A 17,171-nucleotide genomic window follows, 5' to 3' on the forward strand; every position below is an offset into this window, starting at 1 on the left:
GCTCACCCGGATAGCGGAAGCGTCGTTGCGCGCCCTTAGCTCAGCGTCAGTCGTCCAGAAGATCCGATTCGCGACGCCAGCAAAGGTCTTGCCGGCGCCTTCTCTCGTCGGGCACGCGCCGTTTAGGCCGGCCAGAACGACGTTTTTGCGTGAAGCCCATCGGCCGGAAAACCTATTGACTTAGTGAAGTCGCTCCCACATTACTGATCAATATGTAAGTTAAAGATTTGGGGTCGGCCTGATTATGGCTGCAGTCGCGGCATGAGTCCGACACCGAGGCTTGCCATATTAACGTAACAGAAAACAGGATTTTGAAATGAACCATTCCGAAAATGCGCTTGATCAGTCGCCTGTGGAACGACCGGCCTATTTCGCCCATTTCGTGGTGCGTACATCCCAATATGCCGAGATGGTCCGTTGGTATAGCATCTTCCTGAACGCCGACCTGGTCTACAATGACGAAAAACTGACTTTTCTCACCTTCGACGAGGAGCATCACCGACTGGCGATCGTGAACAAGCCCGGCTTGGTTCCGATGACGAACGAGCACGCCGGCATCGACCATGTCGCCTACAGCTATTCGTCTTTCGAAGGTCTGTTCAGACAATATGAATGGCTGAAGAAGCATGATATCCTGCCGCATATTTCCATAAATCACGGCCCGACCACGTCCTTGTACTATAAGGATCCCGATGGCAATCAGGTTGAGAATCAGGTTAATAACTGGCCAGATGCGGCGCGTCCAAAGGCCTATTTCAAGACCGAGGCCTTTGCGCAGAATCCGCTAGGAGAATTTTTCGATCCTGATGCCATGAGCGCCAAAATTCTGGCCGGCAGCGATGTGACGGCCGCGTAGAATAGAAGGCGTCGGCTTTATCGGAGCGGCATCGGTCGTTGCAGGTGCATGTCGGTAGTTACTTGGTGCGTCAGCGATGACGATTATGCCATAAATCGATCCTGGATGCTGCTTTTACAAGGTATGCTCATCGCTGAGACTGTTGCGTTGGGACACCGCATAGAACCGCCGACGGGCGCCAAAAAACTTTGGCGGAGAAGACACTTATAACTTTGCACGTTGCTGGAACTAGCGCATCGCTGCGCCTGACCTAGGGATAGTCTATGAAAAAAAAGGTGATAATCAGTTGCGCCATAACCGGGTCGATCCATACGCCCTCCATGTCGCCATATTTGCCGATCACAGCCCAGGAGATTGCCTCATCGGCGCTGGAAGCTGCCGCCGCGGGCGCGGCGATCGTGCATCTGCATGCGCGCAACCCAGAAGATGGAAGACCTGATCAAACGCCCGAAGCGTTTGAACCGTTTCTGAGAATCATCAAACAAGCATCCGATGTCGTCATCAATATCACGACGGGGGGATCACCATACATGCCGGTCGAGGAACGCCTCAAACCGGCAGCGATGTGGGAACCTGAAGTCGCGAGCATCAACATGGGATCGATGAATTTCGGCCTTTTCCCAATGCTTAAACGGTACAAGGACTTCAAATTCGAATGGGAAGGCGCGATGCTGGAAGGAAGCCATGATCTGGTGTTCCGCAACAGCTTCAAAGATATTCGATACGCCCTCGACACGCTCAACGGCACGGGTGCTCGGTATGAATTCGAGTGCTACGATACTAGCCATCTTCATAACCTAAACTATTTTTTCCAGGAGGGCCTGGTGGAAGCCCCCCTTTTCATTCAGACCTGCTTTGGCCTGCTGGGGGGAATTGGCGCGCATCCCGAAGAAGTCCTCCATATGAAGCGAACGGCCGATCGCCTATTCGGCGACAATTACCATTGGTCCGTGCTGGCGGCTGGCAGACATCAGATGACCGTAGCAGCGCAAGCGGCCGCCATGGGCGGCCATGTGCGGGTTGGTCTAGAAGACAGCCTCTGGCTTGGCCGGAGCGAACTGGCCGAAAGCAACGCGGAACAGGTGGTGCGCGTGAGACAAATCATAGAGGGGCTGGGACTGGAAGTCGCAACCCCGGCGGAAGCCCGATCGATACTCGCGTTGAAAGGTGACGACAAGGTCGCGTTCTAGGGTCAGGATCTGTAATTGCAGTTGCTAGGCGGTGCCGATCCCTTGAAGGTTTCATGGATCTGTCCGCACTGGCCGAGGCGAGGCCTGGTCGTGCTTTATCGTGTCTCACAGAGGCGAACGTTGCATTGACTCGATGCGAGCTTTGCAGCCCATCTGACTACCTTCGCAGATCGTTCGTCTCTGCGTTCCCTCTCGGGGCACCGCCCTCGGATCAGCTTTGACGCTTCACCGCTGGCAGACCGCTTTTACTGCATCTCACGCCTGGAACAAAGTGCCATCGCGCAACATGGCGTGCATGATGACCGCGAGGCGCCGAGCTAGGGCGACACGGGCCTTCTTCAGGCCGCGCCGCTTGGCGATCTTCGTGGCCCACGTCTTGAGTGCGAAGTTTTCCCGGCTTCGGGTCAGGATCGAGTTGGCAGCTTCATACAACAACTTGCGCACGGTCCCGTCGCCTTGTTTGGTGATCCTGCCGGTCCAGTCGAGTTAGCCTGATTGATGGCGTCTGGGAACCAGGCCGAAGTAGGCGCTGGCATTGCGCGATTGTCGGAAGCGGCTCGCCTCGTCGACTGCAGCTGCAAAGGCAGCCGATGTCTGCACGCCGACGCCTGGAATGGTCATGAGGATTTCACAGGCTTGTGACTGACTGGCGATAACGCGCAACCGCCGATCCATTTCCTTGATCTGCTCCATCAACTCGGCACGCACCGACAACAAGGAGGCGATGGCTTCACCCAGACCAGGAATGTGGGCGGCCTGCATGATCCGTTCGAGGAATGCCCCCAATCGCATCAACGACACCTTCTTCAACAGGCCACAGGAGTATGCGCCGCGCTTCGTTGAAAAACCTGATGGAGGGATCGATCCTCGTCCCTGGTGTCAGGGCTTCTATGCGGCCATGAATCTGAACCTGCGCGACTGGAAGCCCATGCTCAATCGCGGCGATATCCATCACGGTCTGCTGCTGCCGATCCTGATCTACTGCGTCGACAAGAAGGGGCAGCCGGTGCTCGGCAAGCCTCGCATGGGGGCAGATACCGCGCACTTCCTTGCCAATGAGGCTTATCTCGACATCGCGCTCGTCGTTCCTGCCATCAAGGAACTGTTCGACCCCACGCGCTACACGACCACAGAATAACCGCGACCGTCAACGTGGGACGCTCGCACCGCTAACGATCGATCCCAGTTGCGGCAAAGCCATCGCCGAACGATGTGTCTCGACCTTTGGAAAAATCGATTACCTGGTGAACTCCGCCGGCGTGATCGCCACTTACGCGACGCTGGATCTGCTTCCCGCCGAAAAATTTCAACGCGTCACCGACATAAATTTCAGGATGCTTTCACGTCATGGCGCCGGTAATCGCGCAGATGAAGCAACAAGGCTGGGGATCAATTGTCAATTTGTCGTCCACGGCTGGAATTAAACCGTTTCCCTCATCGGCCGCCTACAGCGCAAGCAAGGCAGCAGTCAAGGCGTTGTCGGTTTCAGCCGCAATCGAGGTCGCGCCATTTGGCGTTAGGATCAACGTCGTCTGCCCCGGGATCACGGATACGCCATTGTTCCGGACGGCCGCCTAGGCTTCAGGAAATGCGATTGCACGGCACGCGGAAAGGTGCCGCTGCGCAGGATAGCGTCACCGAATGATATTGCGGCCGCGGTCGTGTGGCTGCTCAGCGACGAGGCAGATTATGTGACCGGTATTTCGATGCCGGTCGATGGGGGCCTGGCGATCGTCTAGAGACTGTTATGAATCTGCGGTGAGAGCGGCGACTTGCCTGATCATGAGGCAAGCGAAAGCGACGACATGTAGCCCTGCGAGGGTTTGGGCATATCGTTCGTAATCCTTGACGAGCCTGCGGAATTTGGTTGCCCATGCGAAGGAACGTTCGACGACCCATCGACGGGGAAGGAGAACAAAGCCGCGCTTCGCCTCGGGTAATTTGACAACTTCCAGGGTGATGCCGTGCCGTTCGGCGGCCTGCGCGGCACGCTCGCCGGTATACCCCTGATCGACCCAGGCGATCTCGACGCTGTCGCCGGTGACGGCCTGGACCGTTCGGGCGAGTTTCTCGACCTCGCCGCGATCTTCCGCGCTGGCCGGCGTGACATGCAGTGCGAGCAGGTGGCCGAGCGTGTCGACCGCGATATGGAGCTTGGAGCCCTTCTTGCGTTTTGCCCCGTCATAGGCGGCGCGCTCGCCGCTCTCGGGCGTGGAGCGCAACGTCCGGCTGTCGATGATCGCAGCGGTGGGTTCGGCCGATCGTCCCGCCGCCAAACGCAGCATGGCGCGCAAATCGTCCACCAGCGCTTCGAAGCAGCCCGCCGCCAGCCAGCGCTGCGTCTGCTGATACACCGCTGCCCAAGGCGGCAGGTCGTTCGGCATCCACCGCCACGGCGCGCCGGTCTTCACGATGTAGCGCAGTCCGTTGAACACCTCGCGAAGGCTATGCTCACGCTGTCCAGCATCCTCACGCTGCAGCGTCAGGTAGGGCGCAACCAGCCACCACTCTTCATCGGACACATCGGACGGGTACGGCTTGCGGCAAGTGCTCATGCCGAACCGTTTCAATCTTATCGATTCTCAAGTCCATAACAGTCTCTAGGTGTTCGGTCCAGCATGTGATGGCAAATTGTTATCGTCAAAGCAGTTAGCGATCAAATTGCGATCTGGTCTCACGCACGGCATATGACACAGGCCAATCCAGACACGCGCTCTCGCATCCCAGCAAGAGGCTATGGCTGATTGGGAGCGCTGTTGACCCGTATCTGGTTACGAAGAACGCCAATGCCTTCAATTTCAAGTTCAATTACGTCACCGTCTTGAAGATAACGCTCCAGTTCCAGCCCGCTTCCGCCGCCTACGGTGCCAGAGCCAAACACTTCACCGGCATATAATGTCTCTTCCTGACTGATCAGGCTCAGCGCATCTTCAAATGTCCACGTCATAGTGCTGCTATGGCCGCGCGATCTGACTTCGCCATTCACGCGGACCGTCATTGCACAGTCATAGGGATCGAATGCGTCCGCGGTGACGATGCATGGTCCAAGAGCATTTGACCTATCGAAATCTTTCGATTTCAAAGGCCCCAGGCCAGCTCGCCCATCTACAGCCTGCGTATCCCTCGCGGTGAAATCGTTGAATATCGTATAGCCGAATATTCTATCCTTCACCTCTGCAGGGGTCATATTCTTCCCAGATCGCCAAAGTATCGCTGCCATTTCCAACTCGTAATCGATCACTTTCGAATATTTCGGCCAGAACACATCTTCTTCGGTACCGATCACGGCAAAGCGATTGCTTTTGCAGTATAGCGGTTGCGTCCCCAGTATCTCGATCATCGCTGCGTGACGGTGGCTTATCGCGGCGGCGCCGCTCTGCCGTCGGATGGATTCCGCGCATCCGATCATATGGTCTTTAACAGGCCGTTGACGAAGTCGGCGGTGGCTGATTCAGTGCGGCAGTGGGATTGTCTGGCGGGTTAGCGGCGATGGCGATGGGGCGTGATAGCGAGGTCCAGTCCGATTTGATCGTGACGTGGGCGGAGATACCGCGTTCACCGGGGCATGTTTTCTACGACAAGCTCCAGAAGCTGCTGGCCGAGGCGGGCTTCGATGGCTTTGTCGAGAAGACGTGCAAGCCCTATTATGCGCCGCGGATGGGAGCCCCGTCGCTGCCGCCGGGCCGCTATTTCCGCATGCTGCTGATCGGCTATTTCGAGGGCATCGACAGCGAACGCGGGATTGTCTGGCGCTGTTCGGATTCGCTGTCGCTGCGGGAGTTCCTGCGACTGTCGAGCCGCGACAAGGTCCCTGATCATAGCTGGTTGTCGAAGACGCGGAGCCGCCTGCCGCACGAGGTACATGACCAGATCTTCGGCTGGGTACTGGCCCTCGTCGCCGGGCACGATCTGGTGAAAGGCGAGCGGATCGGCGTCGATGGCTCGACCATGGAGGCGAACGCCGCGCTGCGTACCATCGTGCGGCGTGACAATGGCGAGACCTACCGCGAGATGCTGGTGCGCATGGCGCAAGAGAGCGGCATCGACACGCCGACGATCGACGACCTTGTCCGGCTCGATCGCAAACGCAAGGGCAAGAAGCTGTCGAATGCGGACTGGGCGAGCAAGACCGATCCCGACGCGAAGGTCGCGCGGATGAAGAACGGCTCGACGCGTCTGGCCTACAAGCCCGAACACGCGGTCGATCTCGACACGGGTGTTATCGTGGCAGCGCCGATCCACCCGGCCGACAAGGGCGACACGACAACGCTCGACGCCACGCTGGAGACGGCAGCACGCAACCTCGCCGACATTGGCCTGGCGCCGACGTCCGGGGATCCCTGCGATCTTGTGACCGATAAAGGCTATCATTCGCGCGAGCTCCTCAAGGGTCTCGACGGCGACATCTGGAAGACGCGCATCGCCGAGCCGGCACCGCCGAATGGATATCTGCGCTGGCACGGCGACGAGGCTGCCCAGAAGGCCGTCTACGCCAATCGGTCTCGCCTGAAATCCGCCGTCGGACGCAAGGCGATGCGCAAGCGTGGTGAGATGGTCGAGCGTAGCTTTGCCCACGTCCTGGATCGCGGCGGCATGCGCCGCGCGTGGCTGCGCGGGCGCGAGAATGTTCACAAGCGTTATTTGATCCACGTCGCCGGGTTCAATCTTGGCATTCTCATGCGCGCCCTGTTCGGTTGCGGCACTCCGAGGGGCGCCAGGGGCGCATCCAAGGCATTCTTGTTCGTAGTTCAGACCGATGTTGCGCTCGTCATCGCCCTCGTCGCCGAGTTCGACGGAGAAAGGGCCATGCTCCTCATCGTTTTTACCCCTGAAGGCGCTGACAGACCCGGCTGAAAACCGACTTCGTCACCGCGCTGTTAAAGCACATGCAGTCGCGTAACTGCTCAGGGCGCGGCAAAGGCGACAAGAGACGTATATCCCGACCAACCGTGAGCCTGCATCCTGGATCATTGGAAAGCACCAAAGCTCGAACCCGCTCCAAGCCGGCTGGCCCGCTTTCGATCAATGACTGCATGGATTGCAACGCTGGATCCAGCGTTCCGCCAACAACGCAGTGAGCGCCTTGCACATTCAGCACATGGCCGTCGTCAAGCAGGGCACCTAGCCGTTCCTCATGCTTATGCGATCGGGAATATGTGACAAGTTTCATCGCAACCTTTCCTCCTTGGCACCGCAGGCGCTTGAACAACGCCGCATCGCTGTGCCCCTAACCAGCGCTCAGAATTCTGACTGGGGCGACATCACCGCCGCTGCGAACGGTCGTCTTCAGATTCGTGCGAACCGATAAACCCTGATCAAAAGAGAAGCAACATTCCCTCTGACATATGACCCGCGCGGGGCTATGCCGCGCTGCCCCATAATCGGGTGCCCGTGAGCAAAGTTCCGATATTTCCTATACTAAACGTTCGATATCCATAACCGAGGAACTCGGAACTGCCCCGACTTTGGCAGGCTCTACGCCTCCGAACATTGATCTGTTGACAGTCTGCCGTGCTAGCTTTACTTATCAGTTGAACAGCAAAAGAGGCGTGCCGCAGAGCAGCGCCGAAGTGTGAGGATCGATCGATGGAAGTCAAGGAAATGTCACGCCGGATCGTGGTGGATTCCGATATCGAGGCCCTGCCCCGGATCCAGCGGATGTGGGAACTGGCTGACGAAAATAACAAGAGCAAGCAGCATCCTGCGGACTTCCCGGCGATGGCCGAAATTCCGGTGGGCCGGTATACACGCCAGGATTTCTTCGAGATCGAGAATACCGCGATCTGGAAGCAAAGCTGGCTGCTCGCTGGCTTTGTCGATGAATTTGCCAAGCCCGGTAGCTTCAAAACGACCACCATCGCAGACGTTCCCGTGGTGCTCGTCCGCGATGACAAGGGCGCCATCAACGCCTTTTACAACGTATGCCAGCATCGGGGGTCAAAGCTCATCAAGGCGGCCGGTGGCGTTCAGCCCAATTTGACCTGCGGCTATCATTGCTGGACCTATAATCTTCAGGGCGAACTCAAATTTGTACCGGATGAGCATGATTTCCCCGGACTGGACAAAGGCGGGAAATCGCTCCGCAGCATTCGCTGCGAGAAGTTTGGAGCAATCATCTTCATAAATTTCGATGAGGATGCAGCGCCGCTCCAGGATTTCCTCGGTGTTTTGGGAAGCGCGATCGGCGACGTACCGATGGATCGCGTGCGACTTTACAAGTCTGTAAGTCGTGAACTGCCGGTCAACTGGAAAGCCGTTCTCGATAACTTCGCCGAGAACTATCATGTGAAATTCGTTCACACGCACACTCTTCATCCGCTCGTCGATTCTAAGGTGGCAGCCCGTCAGTGCCTGTCCAACGGGCATTCCGCGCTGACTATCAAACCGCGGACTGCGTCGGCGATCGGATCTGTGGTGAAGTCCGATGGGCTCGCGCCAGCAGACTCGAGCGGCATGAAGGAAGTCACGAGCATCTCGCAACGTGCCTATACTCTTTTCCCCAATGTCAGCATCACCGTGACTGAATCCCTGCTCTTCGTGCTTTCGATCTGGCCGGTTTCGGTCAACCAGACGCGCGCCGATGGGTATTTTCTCAGTATCAGCAGGACCGGCGAGGATCCCGAAGCCACCGCCAAAGCAGCCGCGGAGGCAGGTGAGGCAGGCGTCCAGTTCTTTAGCGCGGTCATGCAGCAGGATCTGGATGCGATGGAACAAATGCAAGAAGCGATGTCGAGCGGTGGCATCGAGAAAATACGCCTAGGTTACAAAGAACAGCAGATTTATAATTACAATCTCGAGTTCGATAGATTGATTGGTAAAAATAATATTCCGGATGGCCTGGAAGTCGAAGACGTCGGCCTACCGATCATCGTTACCGCCTAGCTATTTTCATAAAAAATACTTGAAACGCCACGCACAGATGCGGGCATTATAGGGGAGAGTTCTATGATAATCCGGCTCATTACATCTGTCAGCGTATTGTGCATGTCTTGGGGCCTTTCAGTCAGCGCGCAGGCTCAAACTGCTGCTGGCCAAGGGGCGACCGGGCCGCAAAGTGGCAGCTCCGCGGTGGATGACATCATCGTAACGGCGCAAAAGCGCGCGCAGAGCCTGAGCGACGTCGGCATGACGATCAACGCCGCATCAGGAGACCAGCTGCAGAATGCAGGTGTAACCGACCTTTCGCAGCTCGCAATAGTCGCGCCGGGTTTTTCAGCTAGTGTCGGCCCCCTTGGTTACCCTCTCTATTCATTGCGTGGCGTGAATTTCTATTCCAATTCTGGAGCATCGCCCGCTGCGGTCAATGCGTATCTCGACGAAGCGCCATTATCCTATCCAATCATGACCGGAGGATTATTGCTTGATGTCGAGCGCGTCGAGGTTCTTAAAGGACCACAAGGAACCCTTTTTGGGCAAAATTCGACCGGCGGCGCAATCAATGTAATATCAGCCAAACCGACCAATTCGTTCGCTACCGGTGCACTGCTCGACGCAAATCATTTCGGACAGGTGAGGCTGGAGGGCTTCGTCAGCGGACCTATATCCGATACACTCAAGGCCCGAGTGGCGCTTACCACAACGCAGTTCGGCGCGTGGCAACATGATCCCACGACCGGACGGGAAAATGGCGACCAGAACAAGTTTGGCGCGCGCCTCTCGACGGAATGGGCGACGACCGATCGTCTAACGCTGTCCGTGATCGGAAACGCTTTCATCGATCGGAGCGAAATTCAACAGCTCCAAGCATCACTTGTCACTCCTGCTGACCCGACAAATCCCGCGCCAGGACTGACGACCTATCCGTTGGCAACCAAGAATCGTGAAACTGGTATCGACCCCAATTTTAATACACGGGGCAATATACAGACTTATCAGGCGATTGTGCGAGCTGACTACAAGTTGAGTGAAAATGCCAATATTACTTCTTTATCAAATTATGTTAACACGCATTCCAGAAATCCGCGGGATTCTGATGGAATGTCAGTACCGACGCAGCAGATCGTCTTAACGGCGGCTATATCGTCGTTCACCCAAGAGATCCGATTGTCTGGGGATTTGCCGTCGCAAGGAATAACCTACACAGTAGGTGGCAACTACGCGCATGATCTATTCAGCAAGGACAATTTTACTGCCGTTTATCCCGGATACTCTGCGCTGCCAATAGGTACTCAACTTTCAAATCAGTTCAGATTGACCAATGAAGCAATCGCGGCATTTGCAAATGTCGATTACGAAATAGTTAATGATGTGACGCTAACTGGTGGCGTGCGTTACACGAATACAAAGCAGACTGTTCAGGGCTGCACGTTGGATGGTGGCAATGGCATCTTCGCAGGCGCAATCAACGGACTTTCGGCATTTGCGCGAGCAAATGCCGGTCTTCCGGCGGTACCAGACCCTATTTCTCCGGGTGGCTGTGTCACGTTGGACGATCTGGGCGCCAACCCAACCTTTTTACCCGGCGCCGTTCAAAAAAGTCAAAAGCAGAACAATGTCTCCTGGCGCGCGGGAGTGAACTATAAGATTTCGCCCGGCACGTTACTCTACGGCCTAGTCAGTCGTGGTTACAAAGCTGGGCAGTTCCCCGACCAGTTTGCTACCCTTTCATCACAAATTCGACCTGTAAGGCAGGAAAAACTTACATCTTACGAAATCGGCGCGAAGGGTTCGGCTTTTGATCGCCATTTGCAGTTCAGCCTTTCTGGTTTCTATTATGATTATCGCGACAAACAATTTTTCACGTACGTTCAAAGCTTGATTGTGTTGCCTACAGTGATCAATATTCCGAAGTCGAGCGTGAAAGGCTTTGATTTTGATTTTACGGCCCGCCCGGTGGATGGTTTGACTTTGCATGGTGCCGCCACCTATGTAAAAACCGAAGTTAATCAGTATGTTGGACTGAATTATCTTGGACTGCCGACTTACTACAGCGGATCCGAATTCAATCTTGCTCCACCCTTCTCTGCCAATTTTGATGCGGAATACGCTGCGCCTGTCGGCGACGGACTCGAAGGGTACATCGGGTCATCGGGAGTATATAATTCGCGGACATATGCTGATTTGGGCGAGCCCTCCGCGTTCCAAATCAAGCGCTATTTCGTATTGGATGCCCGCATAGGGCTGCGATCAGACAAGGGATGGTATGCAAGCGTTTGGGCGCGCAATCTGAATAATGAGCGATATTGGAGTAACGCGATTTCCTTTGGCGACGGCGTATCGCGGATAGCTGGACGCCCAAGGACGTTCGGAGTGACTATTGGCATGAGGACGCCATGATGCCGGCCAAGGTTTTTTTCATGAAGTCCGATGCTCATATCCGTAAGCGGCGCGCCTCGGGCGCGTCGCTTATGTCCGTGGTCTCGCTCGCTCCGGCCAGCCTGTTTGTTTTGACTTTCGCTCCATCACGTCGCCTCGCGAGACTTCTCTTCTCAGTCGAGAAACGTGGCAAGGCGGCTTTCATTTCTGCGGCGCGCATCGATTATATATGGCGAAAAAAGCCGTTTGGGGCCGTGGGACATGTTTAAGCCTGTTCATAAAATTGCAACAGCTGATTATGTGGTAGTCGGCGGCGGCAGCGCGGGTGCGGTAATCGCAAGCCGCCTGTCTGAAGATCCTGCCGTTCGGGTCGTGGTGCTGGAAGCCGGCGGAGACGGCCGCTCGCTGATGGTGCAGGTCCCCATCGGATATGTGAAACTGGTCGGCAACCCCCAAACGGACTGGTGCTACAGCCACGATCCCGACCTCACGATCAAGGATCGTCAACTGATCTGGCCGGCCGGCAAAATGCTCGGCGGCGGCAGTTCCATCAATGGCCAAGTCTATGTTCGGGGGACACGCAGGGATTTTGACGGCTGGGTTGAAGCAGGGGCTACTGGCTGGGGGTTCGACGATGTTCTGCCCTATTTCAGGAAGTCCGAAACATGGACCGGCATGCCAAGCCCATCCCGCGGCACAGAGGGACCGCTTACGGTTTCGCCCATGCGGCGGGGCTATCATCCCCTCACCGACAGGTTCATCAAAGCTTGCAACGAATTTGGCATACCAACGCTCGTCGATCCTGCCGGTGGTGACATGGAGGGCGTATTTTACGCTCAAGCGACCCAACGCCGCGGATGGCGGTGCAGTACGGAGAAAGCCTATCTGCGCCCCATCCGCCATCGCAAGAATCTGGAAATAATATCGCGGGCGAATGTAGAGCGTATTTCGTTTGAAGGCAGGCGCGCCAAATCCGTCGAGTTCACTACAGAACATGGCGCGGCGACGATTGAAGCAACCCGTGAGATTATCCTGAGCGCCGGTGCGATGGGTTCACCCGCCATCCTATTGCGATCAGGCGTCGGCCCGGCCGAGTATCTGCGCGAACTCGGCATCGATGTCGTGCACGATCTTCAGGGCGTGGGCGCCAATCTGCACGAGCATCCTGGCGTGGGACAGAATAAATTCGTCAATCGCCCGACGCTCAACAGTCGGCAGCGTCCGATCGACATGCTCGGATACTTTGCCCGTTTCGGTTGGAATCGGTCGGGGCCGCTTGCGGCGCCCGCCGTGCCGGCGATGGGCCTCGTGCGATCCAGTGAAGAACGGAATGAGCCGGACCTGCAAATCCATTTCATGCCGTTGGGCTTCGATCTGTCTCCCGAGGCGGAAACCTGGAGTTCGGGGGGTGGCGGCATACCCACGGATCAGATCGTGACCCTCTATGCCTCGCTATGTCGACCCAAAAGTCGGGGACATATCAGGCTGGATAAGGATCGAAAGGTCAAGATTTCTCATGCTTTGCTCGATGATCAGCGCGATGTCGATACGCTGATTGCAGGGTGCAGGTTCATTGATCGGCTGAGCAAGGTTCCCACCATGCAGGCGTTGATAACAGCGGCTCGCAATCCGAACCCTGTGCCCGAAACAGACGACCAGTGGACGGATTATATCAGGAGCACTGTTTCGCTTGGATATCATGCGGTCGGTACCTGTCGCATGGGTGCGGACGATCAGGCGGTAACCGATCCAGCTTTGCGGGTGAGAGGGGTGGATGGCCTGCGGGTCGCCGATGCCTCGATCATGCCTTCCATTACCAGCACGAACACCAACGCCGCGACGATCATGATCGGCGAGAAGGCTGCGGATCTCATCCGCGGAAGCCGATACGATGGTTCGAAGTAGCAAAATCGTCCGAGATATCAAATCCCTGTAGGAGTTTGACGATGAACATCGCGCAGAATACGAATGCCGCCAAATGCCCTTTCGGTGCGAAGACAGTAGAACTCGACACGATGGAGGGGGTGAAGACTGCGCTCCGATCGAGAGCGGCGTTCGGTGACGCTGACGTCTCGAGCAACAATTACCTGGACCCGACCGAGGTGGGTACGATCAACTCGGAGGAGTTCTTGATCGGAATTCTGCCGATGATCAACGGGGACCCCCATCGCGCGCGGCGCGGACTTTTGAACGCGCTCGTGCGGCCCGACCAACTTGTCCGGTTTCGGGAGGATGTGGTGCTCCCCTCGGTCGACCGTTGGCTGGGCCGCGCGCTCGTGCGCGGGGAGGACGGCAGCTTCAGCTGCGATCTGGCACCGGTCGTCGAGAAGGTGTTCCTGGAATTTGCCGCAAAGATCATCGGCCTGCGAGACATCGAAAGCGTCGAGCGTATGGAGCGGTTGCAGGCGTGCGCCCTGCCGATCTTCGCGGGTATGAGTTCCGGCCATTTTCAAGATCGCGAGAGGATCATCCGGGAAGCAATTTCGGCGAAGGAAATCTTCCTCAGGGAATTTTATCGCCCTTCGTTCGAGGCGATGCGGGGTGATCTGGACCGGGTTGCGCGCGGTGAAATGGCAGAAGAGGATATTCCTCGCAACCTCCTGCAGATGGTAGCCACCGGCGCCAATGAAAATTACGCCGACGAAGATTTGGCGGTCAAGGAAGCTATTCTCTTCTTCGTTGCATCCACGGGAACTAGCGCCCAGGCGGTGCTCAACACGATTGCTGACCTGTCCAACTGGTTCACGGCTCATCCAAAAGACCGGGAACTGATCGACAGTATGGAATTTATGAGCAATGCGCTGCAGGAGACATTGCGGCTTAAAGGTCCGTTCGTACCCTATATCACACGAGTGGCATCGGACGAGATCCCGGGTCCGAACGGATGCCCGATAAATGCGGGCGACGAAATCCACGCCATGTTGCCAACTGCAGGACGAGACAAAACGGTGTTCGGCGAAGATGCCGACGTCTTCAATCCGCATCGCCCGAAGCCCGACGGCTATGACCGGTATGGCTTCTCCTTTGGCGCGGGCGCGCATCAATGCATGGGGCTGCGGGTCGTACTGGGGAATGACGGCAAAAGCGGAAGCCATATCCACCTGTTGCAAAGGCTGTTTCAGGCGGACGTTAAGCTGGATCCTCGCCAAACTCCACAGCTTCTGGCGATGCGCGGTGCGGACAATATCCCGACCTACATCAGCTTTCCTATAATTCTCAGCGATTGGAGTGCGGGCCGATGAGCCGTCACAGCATTGGTAAAACCGAAGATTTCGCTGCCGGTGAACTTACTAGGCTGGAAGTTGGAGGGAAAATCCTCTGTATCGCTCATCTGAACAGTGGCGATATCCTGGCAATAGATGACCGTTGTACCCACGAAGACGAATCCCTGAGCGAAGGCTTCCTCGATGGGGATTCAGTCGAATGCCCCGCGCATGGATCACGCTTTTGCCTCCGCAACGGCGTCGTGTCCGGACTGCCAGCAAGCGAGGACAGTATCGCGTACAAGATCATCGTCGAAGATGACGATGTTTTCGTGGAGTTATAGACGAGCTTCTGACGTTGCCGTTGGCGTGAATTTTCCCATTCACTGCTTGTTTTTTATGCATCTCGCGGCGGAGACCCGGCATTTGACTAAACAGAATATAGGGAGAGGATAATGGGGCAGTTGTCCGGACGGCGGGCGTTAATCCAGGCGCCGCCGACGGCATCGGACGCGCCATTGCAGAATTATTTGCGCAAGAAGGCGCGAAGGTTCTGGCTGTCGATTTGTCGGAATACAAACTCATGGCTGCGTTTGGAGCGTCCAGCGCCATCAGGGCGCTCAGGCAGGACGTCACCGCCGGTGATGCCGCCGATACGCTTGTGGGCACTATCCAGAGCGAATTGGACGGGCTCGATATCCTGGTCAACAATGCCGGAGTTCCTGGGGATCTGGGGCCCATCGAGGAAACCAGCGATGCAAGCTGGGCGAGAGTCTTTTCCGTCAATGTCGATGCGGTGTTTCGGATTAGTCGGGCATGCATTCCCCTTTTGCGGGAGAGCGCATATGGCAGGATCATCACCACGTCGTCGGTGAACGTAGATTTTGGCTTGCGGCGTTACGGCCCCTATGTGGCGTCCAAACACGCGGTATCCGGGCTCATGAAGGGGCTGCCGATCGAGCTTGGGCGGAACGGCATTACGGTCAATTGCATCAACCCCGCCAATGTCGTGACCGGAATGACTCGAAGCGGTTTTCCGGCCCCCAATACCGCCGAAGGGCGGGCCTATCTGGATGCCGCAACTGTCCTCAATCGATCTTGCCAGCAAGAAGAGGTGGTATCTGCCGCTGTATTTCTGGCGTCGGATGGCGGTGCTTATATCACTGGGCAGGCCATAGTGGTGGACGGCGGCATGACCTGCCGGCTTCCTTCCCTTTCGGAACGGGCCATACGCGAGATCCAGCGCGTCACGTAAGGCAATCCTTTGTGCATAGTGTTGTTGATCGCCGCCATCCGGCAGTTGGGTGGACATGCTGAAACGGGGTTGTGGCGATGAGGGGCGGCACGGCCCTGCCATTTCCAAAAAACTGAAGAGGCGAACGAGGATGCTGAATGAGAAGATCGCCGTCGTAACTGGTGCTGCGCAAGGGCTAGGCAAAGCCATTACCAGCCAATTGGTGGAAGGGGGCGCCGAAGTGATCTGCATCGACCGCGATCTTGCCGTAAACGACACGGCCGCATCGCTGGGCCCGAAAGCACACCCAATCGTAGCGGATATCGCCAACGTCGCGCAAATCGCGTCCCTGTTCGCGACCATCGACGAGCGCTGGGGCGGCGTCGATATTTTATGCAATAACGCCGCCATTTCTGGCCAACCCAAGAAACTTCACGAATATTCGCACATCGAATTCGATATGATTGTCGATACGAACCTGCGCTCGACGTTCCTGTTCATGAAACATGCCATTCCCATGATGCTCGATCGCGGTGGCGGCTCCATCGTGAATATTTCCTCGATCGCGGGTCTGGTCGGCAATCCGTCAGCCTCAATCTATTCGGCGACGAAATCAGGCATTATCGGCCTCACACGGACTGCTGCGCTGGAATATGGCGACGTGGGCATCCGTGTGAATGCCGTCTGTCCCGGCGGCATACTCACCCCGCTCAACGAACAGTATCTGGCGCAGGACGCATCCAATGCCCAGCAATGGATCGACAAACATGCGCTCAAGCGGTTTGCCGATGCCGATGAGGTTGCAAGACTCGTGATCTTTCTCGCCAGCAGTTCCGGATCCTTCATAACCGGTGCGGCCATCCCAGTGGATGGGGGGTTTACCGCGCAATGATCCAGGCGCAGGACAAGGATCGGGAAATATTCCAACGCGCATGGATCGTCAGCGACATCCAGAAGGCCATGCGCCACTGGATCGAGGTGCGTGGTATTGGACCTTTTTTCTTCTCCCCCAGGGTTCCTTCCCAGCGGGCTCTTTTTCTGGGACGGCCAGCGTCGTTCGAGATCAGTGCCGCTATCGCCCAGGCCGGCGATATCCAGATAGAGCTCATCCAGCAACATGTGGCCACATGCCCGCTGTTCGGGGATCAGGTATGTCCACCGCAAGGCGACTTGCATCATATCGGCGTCGCGGTCTCTGACCTGGACGCTATCGTCGAACAATATGCGGCACTGGATTTACCGCCCTTCTTCGAGGACCGGTTCGGCGAAACGCGATACATGTTCATCGATACGCGCGCCCAACACGGCTACCTGACGGAATTCATCCAGAGCACGCCCGCTTTCGACCGGACCCGCGCCATGATCCGGGATGCGGCCGATCGCTGGAACGGTGACGCACCGATACGCAGCTTCGCCCAAACTTGATCGAACAA

At 56.7% G+C, this 17,171-nt stretch carries 16 protein-coding genes and 2 pseudogenes; 15 read left to right on the plus strand and 3 right to left on the minus strand.

Translation table 11 applies throughout. From position 1 onward, the window contains the following. Positions 1–316 precede the first annotated feature (316 nt). Complete coding sequence (locus K426_RS27930) at positions 317–856, plus strand: VOC family protein (protein ID WP_082749237.1); 540 nt, start codon at positions 317–319, stop codon at positions 854–856. A 263-nt stretch (positions 857–1,119) separates the two neighbouring features. Next, positions 1,120–2,046, plus strand: a complete 927-nt coding sequence (locus K426_RS27935; RefSeq protein ID WP_066564526.1) for a 3-keto-5-aminohexanoate cleavage protein — start codon at positions 1,120–1,122, stop codon at positions 2,044–2,046. Positions 2,047–2,301: 255 nt separating this feature from the next. On the opposite strand, the pseudogene K426_RS33200 reads toward K426_RS27935, so the two are convergent. Further along, positions 2,302–2,826: pseudogene (locus tag K426_RS33200) on the minus strand (IS110 family transposase); the annotation flags it as partial. Between K426_RS33200 and K426_RS27945 the strand changes: the two are divergent. The 3 genes from K426_RS27945 (at position 2,807) to K426_RS33205 (ending at position 3,785) form a co-directional block, all read left to right on the plus strand. Beyond that, complete coding sequence (locus K426_RS27945; protein WP_237230234.1) at positions 2,807–3,184, plus strand: hypothetical protein; 378 nt, start codon at positions 2,807–2,809, stop codon at positions 3,182–3,184. The pseudogene K426_RS33200 and the gene K426_RS27945 sit on opposite strands and share 20 nt — an antisense overlap. A gap of 188 nt (positions 3,185–3,372) precedes the next feature. After that, a complete protein-coding gene (locus K426_RS32805) occupies positions 3,373–3,624 on the plus strand; it encodes an SDR family oxidoreductase (protein WP_257721831.1) in 252 nt (83 codons plus the stop codon). Continuing rightward, positions 3,603–3,785: an SDR family oxidoreductase gene (locus K426_RS33205; protein WP_350339859.1), complete on the plus strand. Its 183-nt coding sequence runs from the start codon at positions 3,603–3,605 to the stop codon at positions 3,783–3,785. Before K426_RS32805 ends, K426_RS33205 begins: the two co-directional genes overlap by 22 nt. A 6-nt stretch (positions 3,786–3,791) precedes the next feature. On the opposite strand, the gene K426_RS27955 is transcribed toward K426_RS33205, so the two are convergent. Together K426_RS27955 and K426_RS27960 are read right to left on the minus strand one after the other, a co-directional pair. Beyond that, positions 3,792–4,601, minus strand: coding sequence for an IS5 family transposase (locus K426_RS27955; protein ID WP_046765929.1), 810 nt, complete (start codon positions 4,599–4,601; stop codon positions 3,792–3,794). A 179-nt stretch (positions 4,602–4,780) separates the two neighbouring features. Next, positions 4,781–5,386: a fumarylacetoacetate hydrolase family protein gene (locus K426_RS27960; RefSeq protein ID WP_158511801.1), complete on the minus strand. Its 606-nt coding sequence runs from the start codon at positions 5,384–5,386 to the stop codon at positions 4,781–4,783. 149 nt (positions 5,387–5,535) lie between these two features. Between K426_RS27960 and K426_RS27965 the strand changes: the two genes are divergently transcribed. The 10 genes and pseudogenes from K426_RS27965 to K426_RS28010 all read left to right on the plus strand — a co-directional run bounded on the left by K426_RS27965 (position 5,536) and on the right by K426_RS28010 (position 17,163). Then, on the plus strand, positions 5,536–6,900 hold the full coding sequence (locus tag K426_RS27965) for a transposase (RefSeq protein ID WP_013039168.1): 1,365 nt from the start codon (positions 5,536–5,538) through the stop codon (positions 6,898–6,900). 732 nt (positions 6,901–7,632) lie between these two features. Next, on the plus strand, positions 7,633–8,928 hold the full coding sequence (locus K426_RS27970) for an aromatic ring-hydroxylating oxygenase subunit alpha (protein ID WP_066564532.1): 1,296 nt from the start codon (positions 7,633–7,635) through the stop codon (positions 8,926–8,928). A gap of 63 nt (positions 8,929–8,991) precedes the next feature. Beyond that, a complete protein-coding gene (locus K426_RS30855; RefSeq protein WP_082749240.1) occupies positions 8,992–11,322 on the plus strand; it encodes a TonB-dependent receptor in 2,331 nt (776 codons plus the stop codon). Next, the gene (locus tag K426_RS27980; protein WP_066564544.1) at positions 11,319–11,570 is read left to right on the plus strand and encodes a hypothetical protein; all 252 of its coding nucleotides are present in this window, start codon (positions 11,319–11,321) and stop codon (positions 11,568–11,570) included. Before K426_RS30855 ends, K426_RS27980 begins: the two co-directional genes overlap by 4 nt. Then, entirely contained in the window at positions 11,563–13,206 is a 1,644-nt protein-coding gene (locus K426_RS27985) for a GMC family oxidoreductase (protein WP_082749241.1), read from the plus strand. The genes K426_RS27980 and K426_RS27985 overlap by 8 nt, the downstream gene beginning before the upstream one ends. Positions 13,207–13,247: 41 nt before the next feature. Next, positions 13,248–14,543, plus strand: coding sequence for a cytochrome P450 (locus K426_RS27990; RefSeq protein WP_066564548.1), 1,296 nt, complete (start codon positions 13,248–13,250; stop codon positions 14,541–14,543). Beyond that, positions 14,540–14,848, plus strand: coding sequence for a Rieske (2Fe-2S) protein (locus tag K426_RS27995; protein ID WP_066564551.1), 309 nt, complete (start codon positions 14,540–14,542; stop codon positions 14,846–14,848). Before K426_RS27990 ends, K426_RS27995 begins: the two co-directional genes overlap by 4 nt. A 158-nt stretch (positions 14,849–15,006) precedes the next feature. Then, a pseudogene (locus tag K426_RS28000) lies at positions 15,007–15,759 on the plus strand (SDR family NAD(P)-dependent oxidoreductase); the annotation flags it as partial. A 130-nt stretch (positions 15,760–15,889) separates the two neighbouring features. After that, positions 15,890–16,630: an SDR family NAD(P)-dependent oxidoreductase gene (locus tag K426_RS28005; protein WP_066564558.1), complete on the plus strand. Its 741-nt coding sequence runs from the start codon at positions 15,890–15,892 to the stop codon at positions 16,628–16,630. Next, positions 16,627–17,163, plus strand: a complete 537-nt coding sequence (locus tag K426_RS28010; RefSeq protein ID WP_066564561.1) for a VOC family protein — start codon at positions 16,627–16,629, stop codon at positions 17,161–17,163. Before K426_RS28005 ends, K426_RS28010 begins: the two co-directional genes overlap by 4 nt. The last annotated feature ends 8 nt before the right edge of the window (positions 17,164–17,171 follow it).

Source organism: Sphingobium sp. TKS, assembly GCF_001563265.1.
Taxonomy (GTDB): domain Bacteria; phylum Pseudomonadota; class Alphaproteobacteria; order Sphingomonadales; family Sphingomonadaceae; genus Sphingobium.

What these genes read in the sequence shown, in the direction of transcription:
- K426_RS27945 (WP_237230234.1), top strand. Translation starts at nt 2,807, where the DNA reads ATGATCCGTTCGAGGAATGCCCCCAATCGCATCAACGACACCTTCTTC.
- K426_RS27960 (WP_158511801.1), bottom strand. Translation starts at nt 5,386, where the DNA reads ATGATCGAGATACTGGGGACGCAACCGCTATACTGCAAAAGCAATCGC.
- K426_RS27930 (WP_082749237.1), top strand. Translation starts at nt 317, where the DNA reads ATGAACCATTCCGAAAATGCGCTTGATCAGTCGCCTGTGGAACGACCG.
- K426_RS30855 (WP_082749240.1), top strand. Translation starts at nt 8,992, where the DNA reads ATGATAATCCGGCTCATTACATCTGTCAGCGTATTGTGCATGTCTTGG.
- K426_RS27955 (WP_046765929.1), bottom strand. Translation starts at nt 4,601, where the DNA reads ATGAGCACTTGCCGCAAGCCGTACCCGTCCGATGTGTCCGATGAAGAG.
- K426_RS27990 (WP_066564548.1), top strand. Translation starts at nt 13,248, where the DNA reads ATGAACATCGCGCAGAATACGAATGCCGCCAAATGCCCTTTCGGTGCG.
- K426_RS27935 (WP_066564526.1), top strand. Translation starts at nt 1,120, where the DNA reads ATGAAAAAAAAGGTGATAATCAGTTGCGCCATAACCGGGTCGATCCAT.
- K426_RS27995 (WP_066564551.1), top strand. Translation starts at nt 14,540, where the DNA reads ATGAGCCGTCACAGCATTGGTAAAACCGAAGATTTCGCTGCCGGTGAA.
- K426_RS27985 (WP_082749241.1), top strand. Translation starts at nt 11,563, where the DNA reads ATGTTTAAGCCTGTTCATAAAATTGCAACAGCTGATTATGTGGTAGTC.
- K426_RS27970 (WP_066564532.1), top strand. Translation starts at nt 7,633, where the DNA reads ATGGAAGTCAAGGAAATGTCACGCCGGATCGTGGTGGATTCCGATATC.
- K426_RS28010 (WP_066564561.1), top strand. Translation starts at nt 16,627, where the DNA reads ATGATCCAGGCGCAGGACAAGGATCGGGAAATATTCCAACGCGCATGG.
- K426_RS27980 (WP_066564544.1), top strand. Translation starts at nt 11,319, where the DNA reads ATGATGCCGGCCAAGGTTTTTTTCATGAAGTCCGATGCTCATATCCGT.
- K426_RS27965 (WP_013039168.1), top strand. Translation starts at nt 5,536, where the DNA reads ATGGCGATGGGGCGTGATAGCGAGGTCCAGTCCGATTTGATCGTGACG.
- K426_RS28005 (WP_066564558.1), top strand. Translation starts at nt 15,890, where the DNA reads ATGCTGAATGAGAAGATCGCCGTCGTAACTGGTGCTGCGCAAGGGCTA.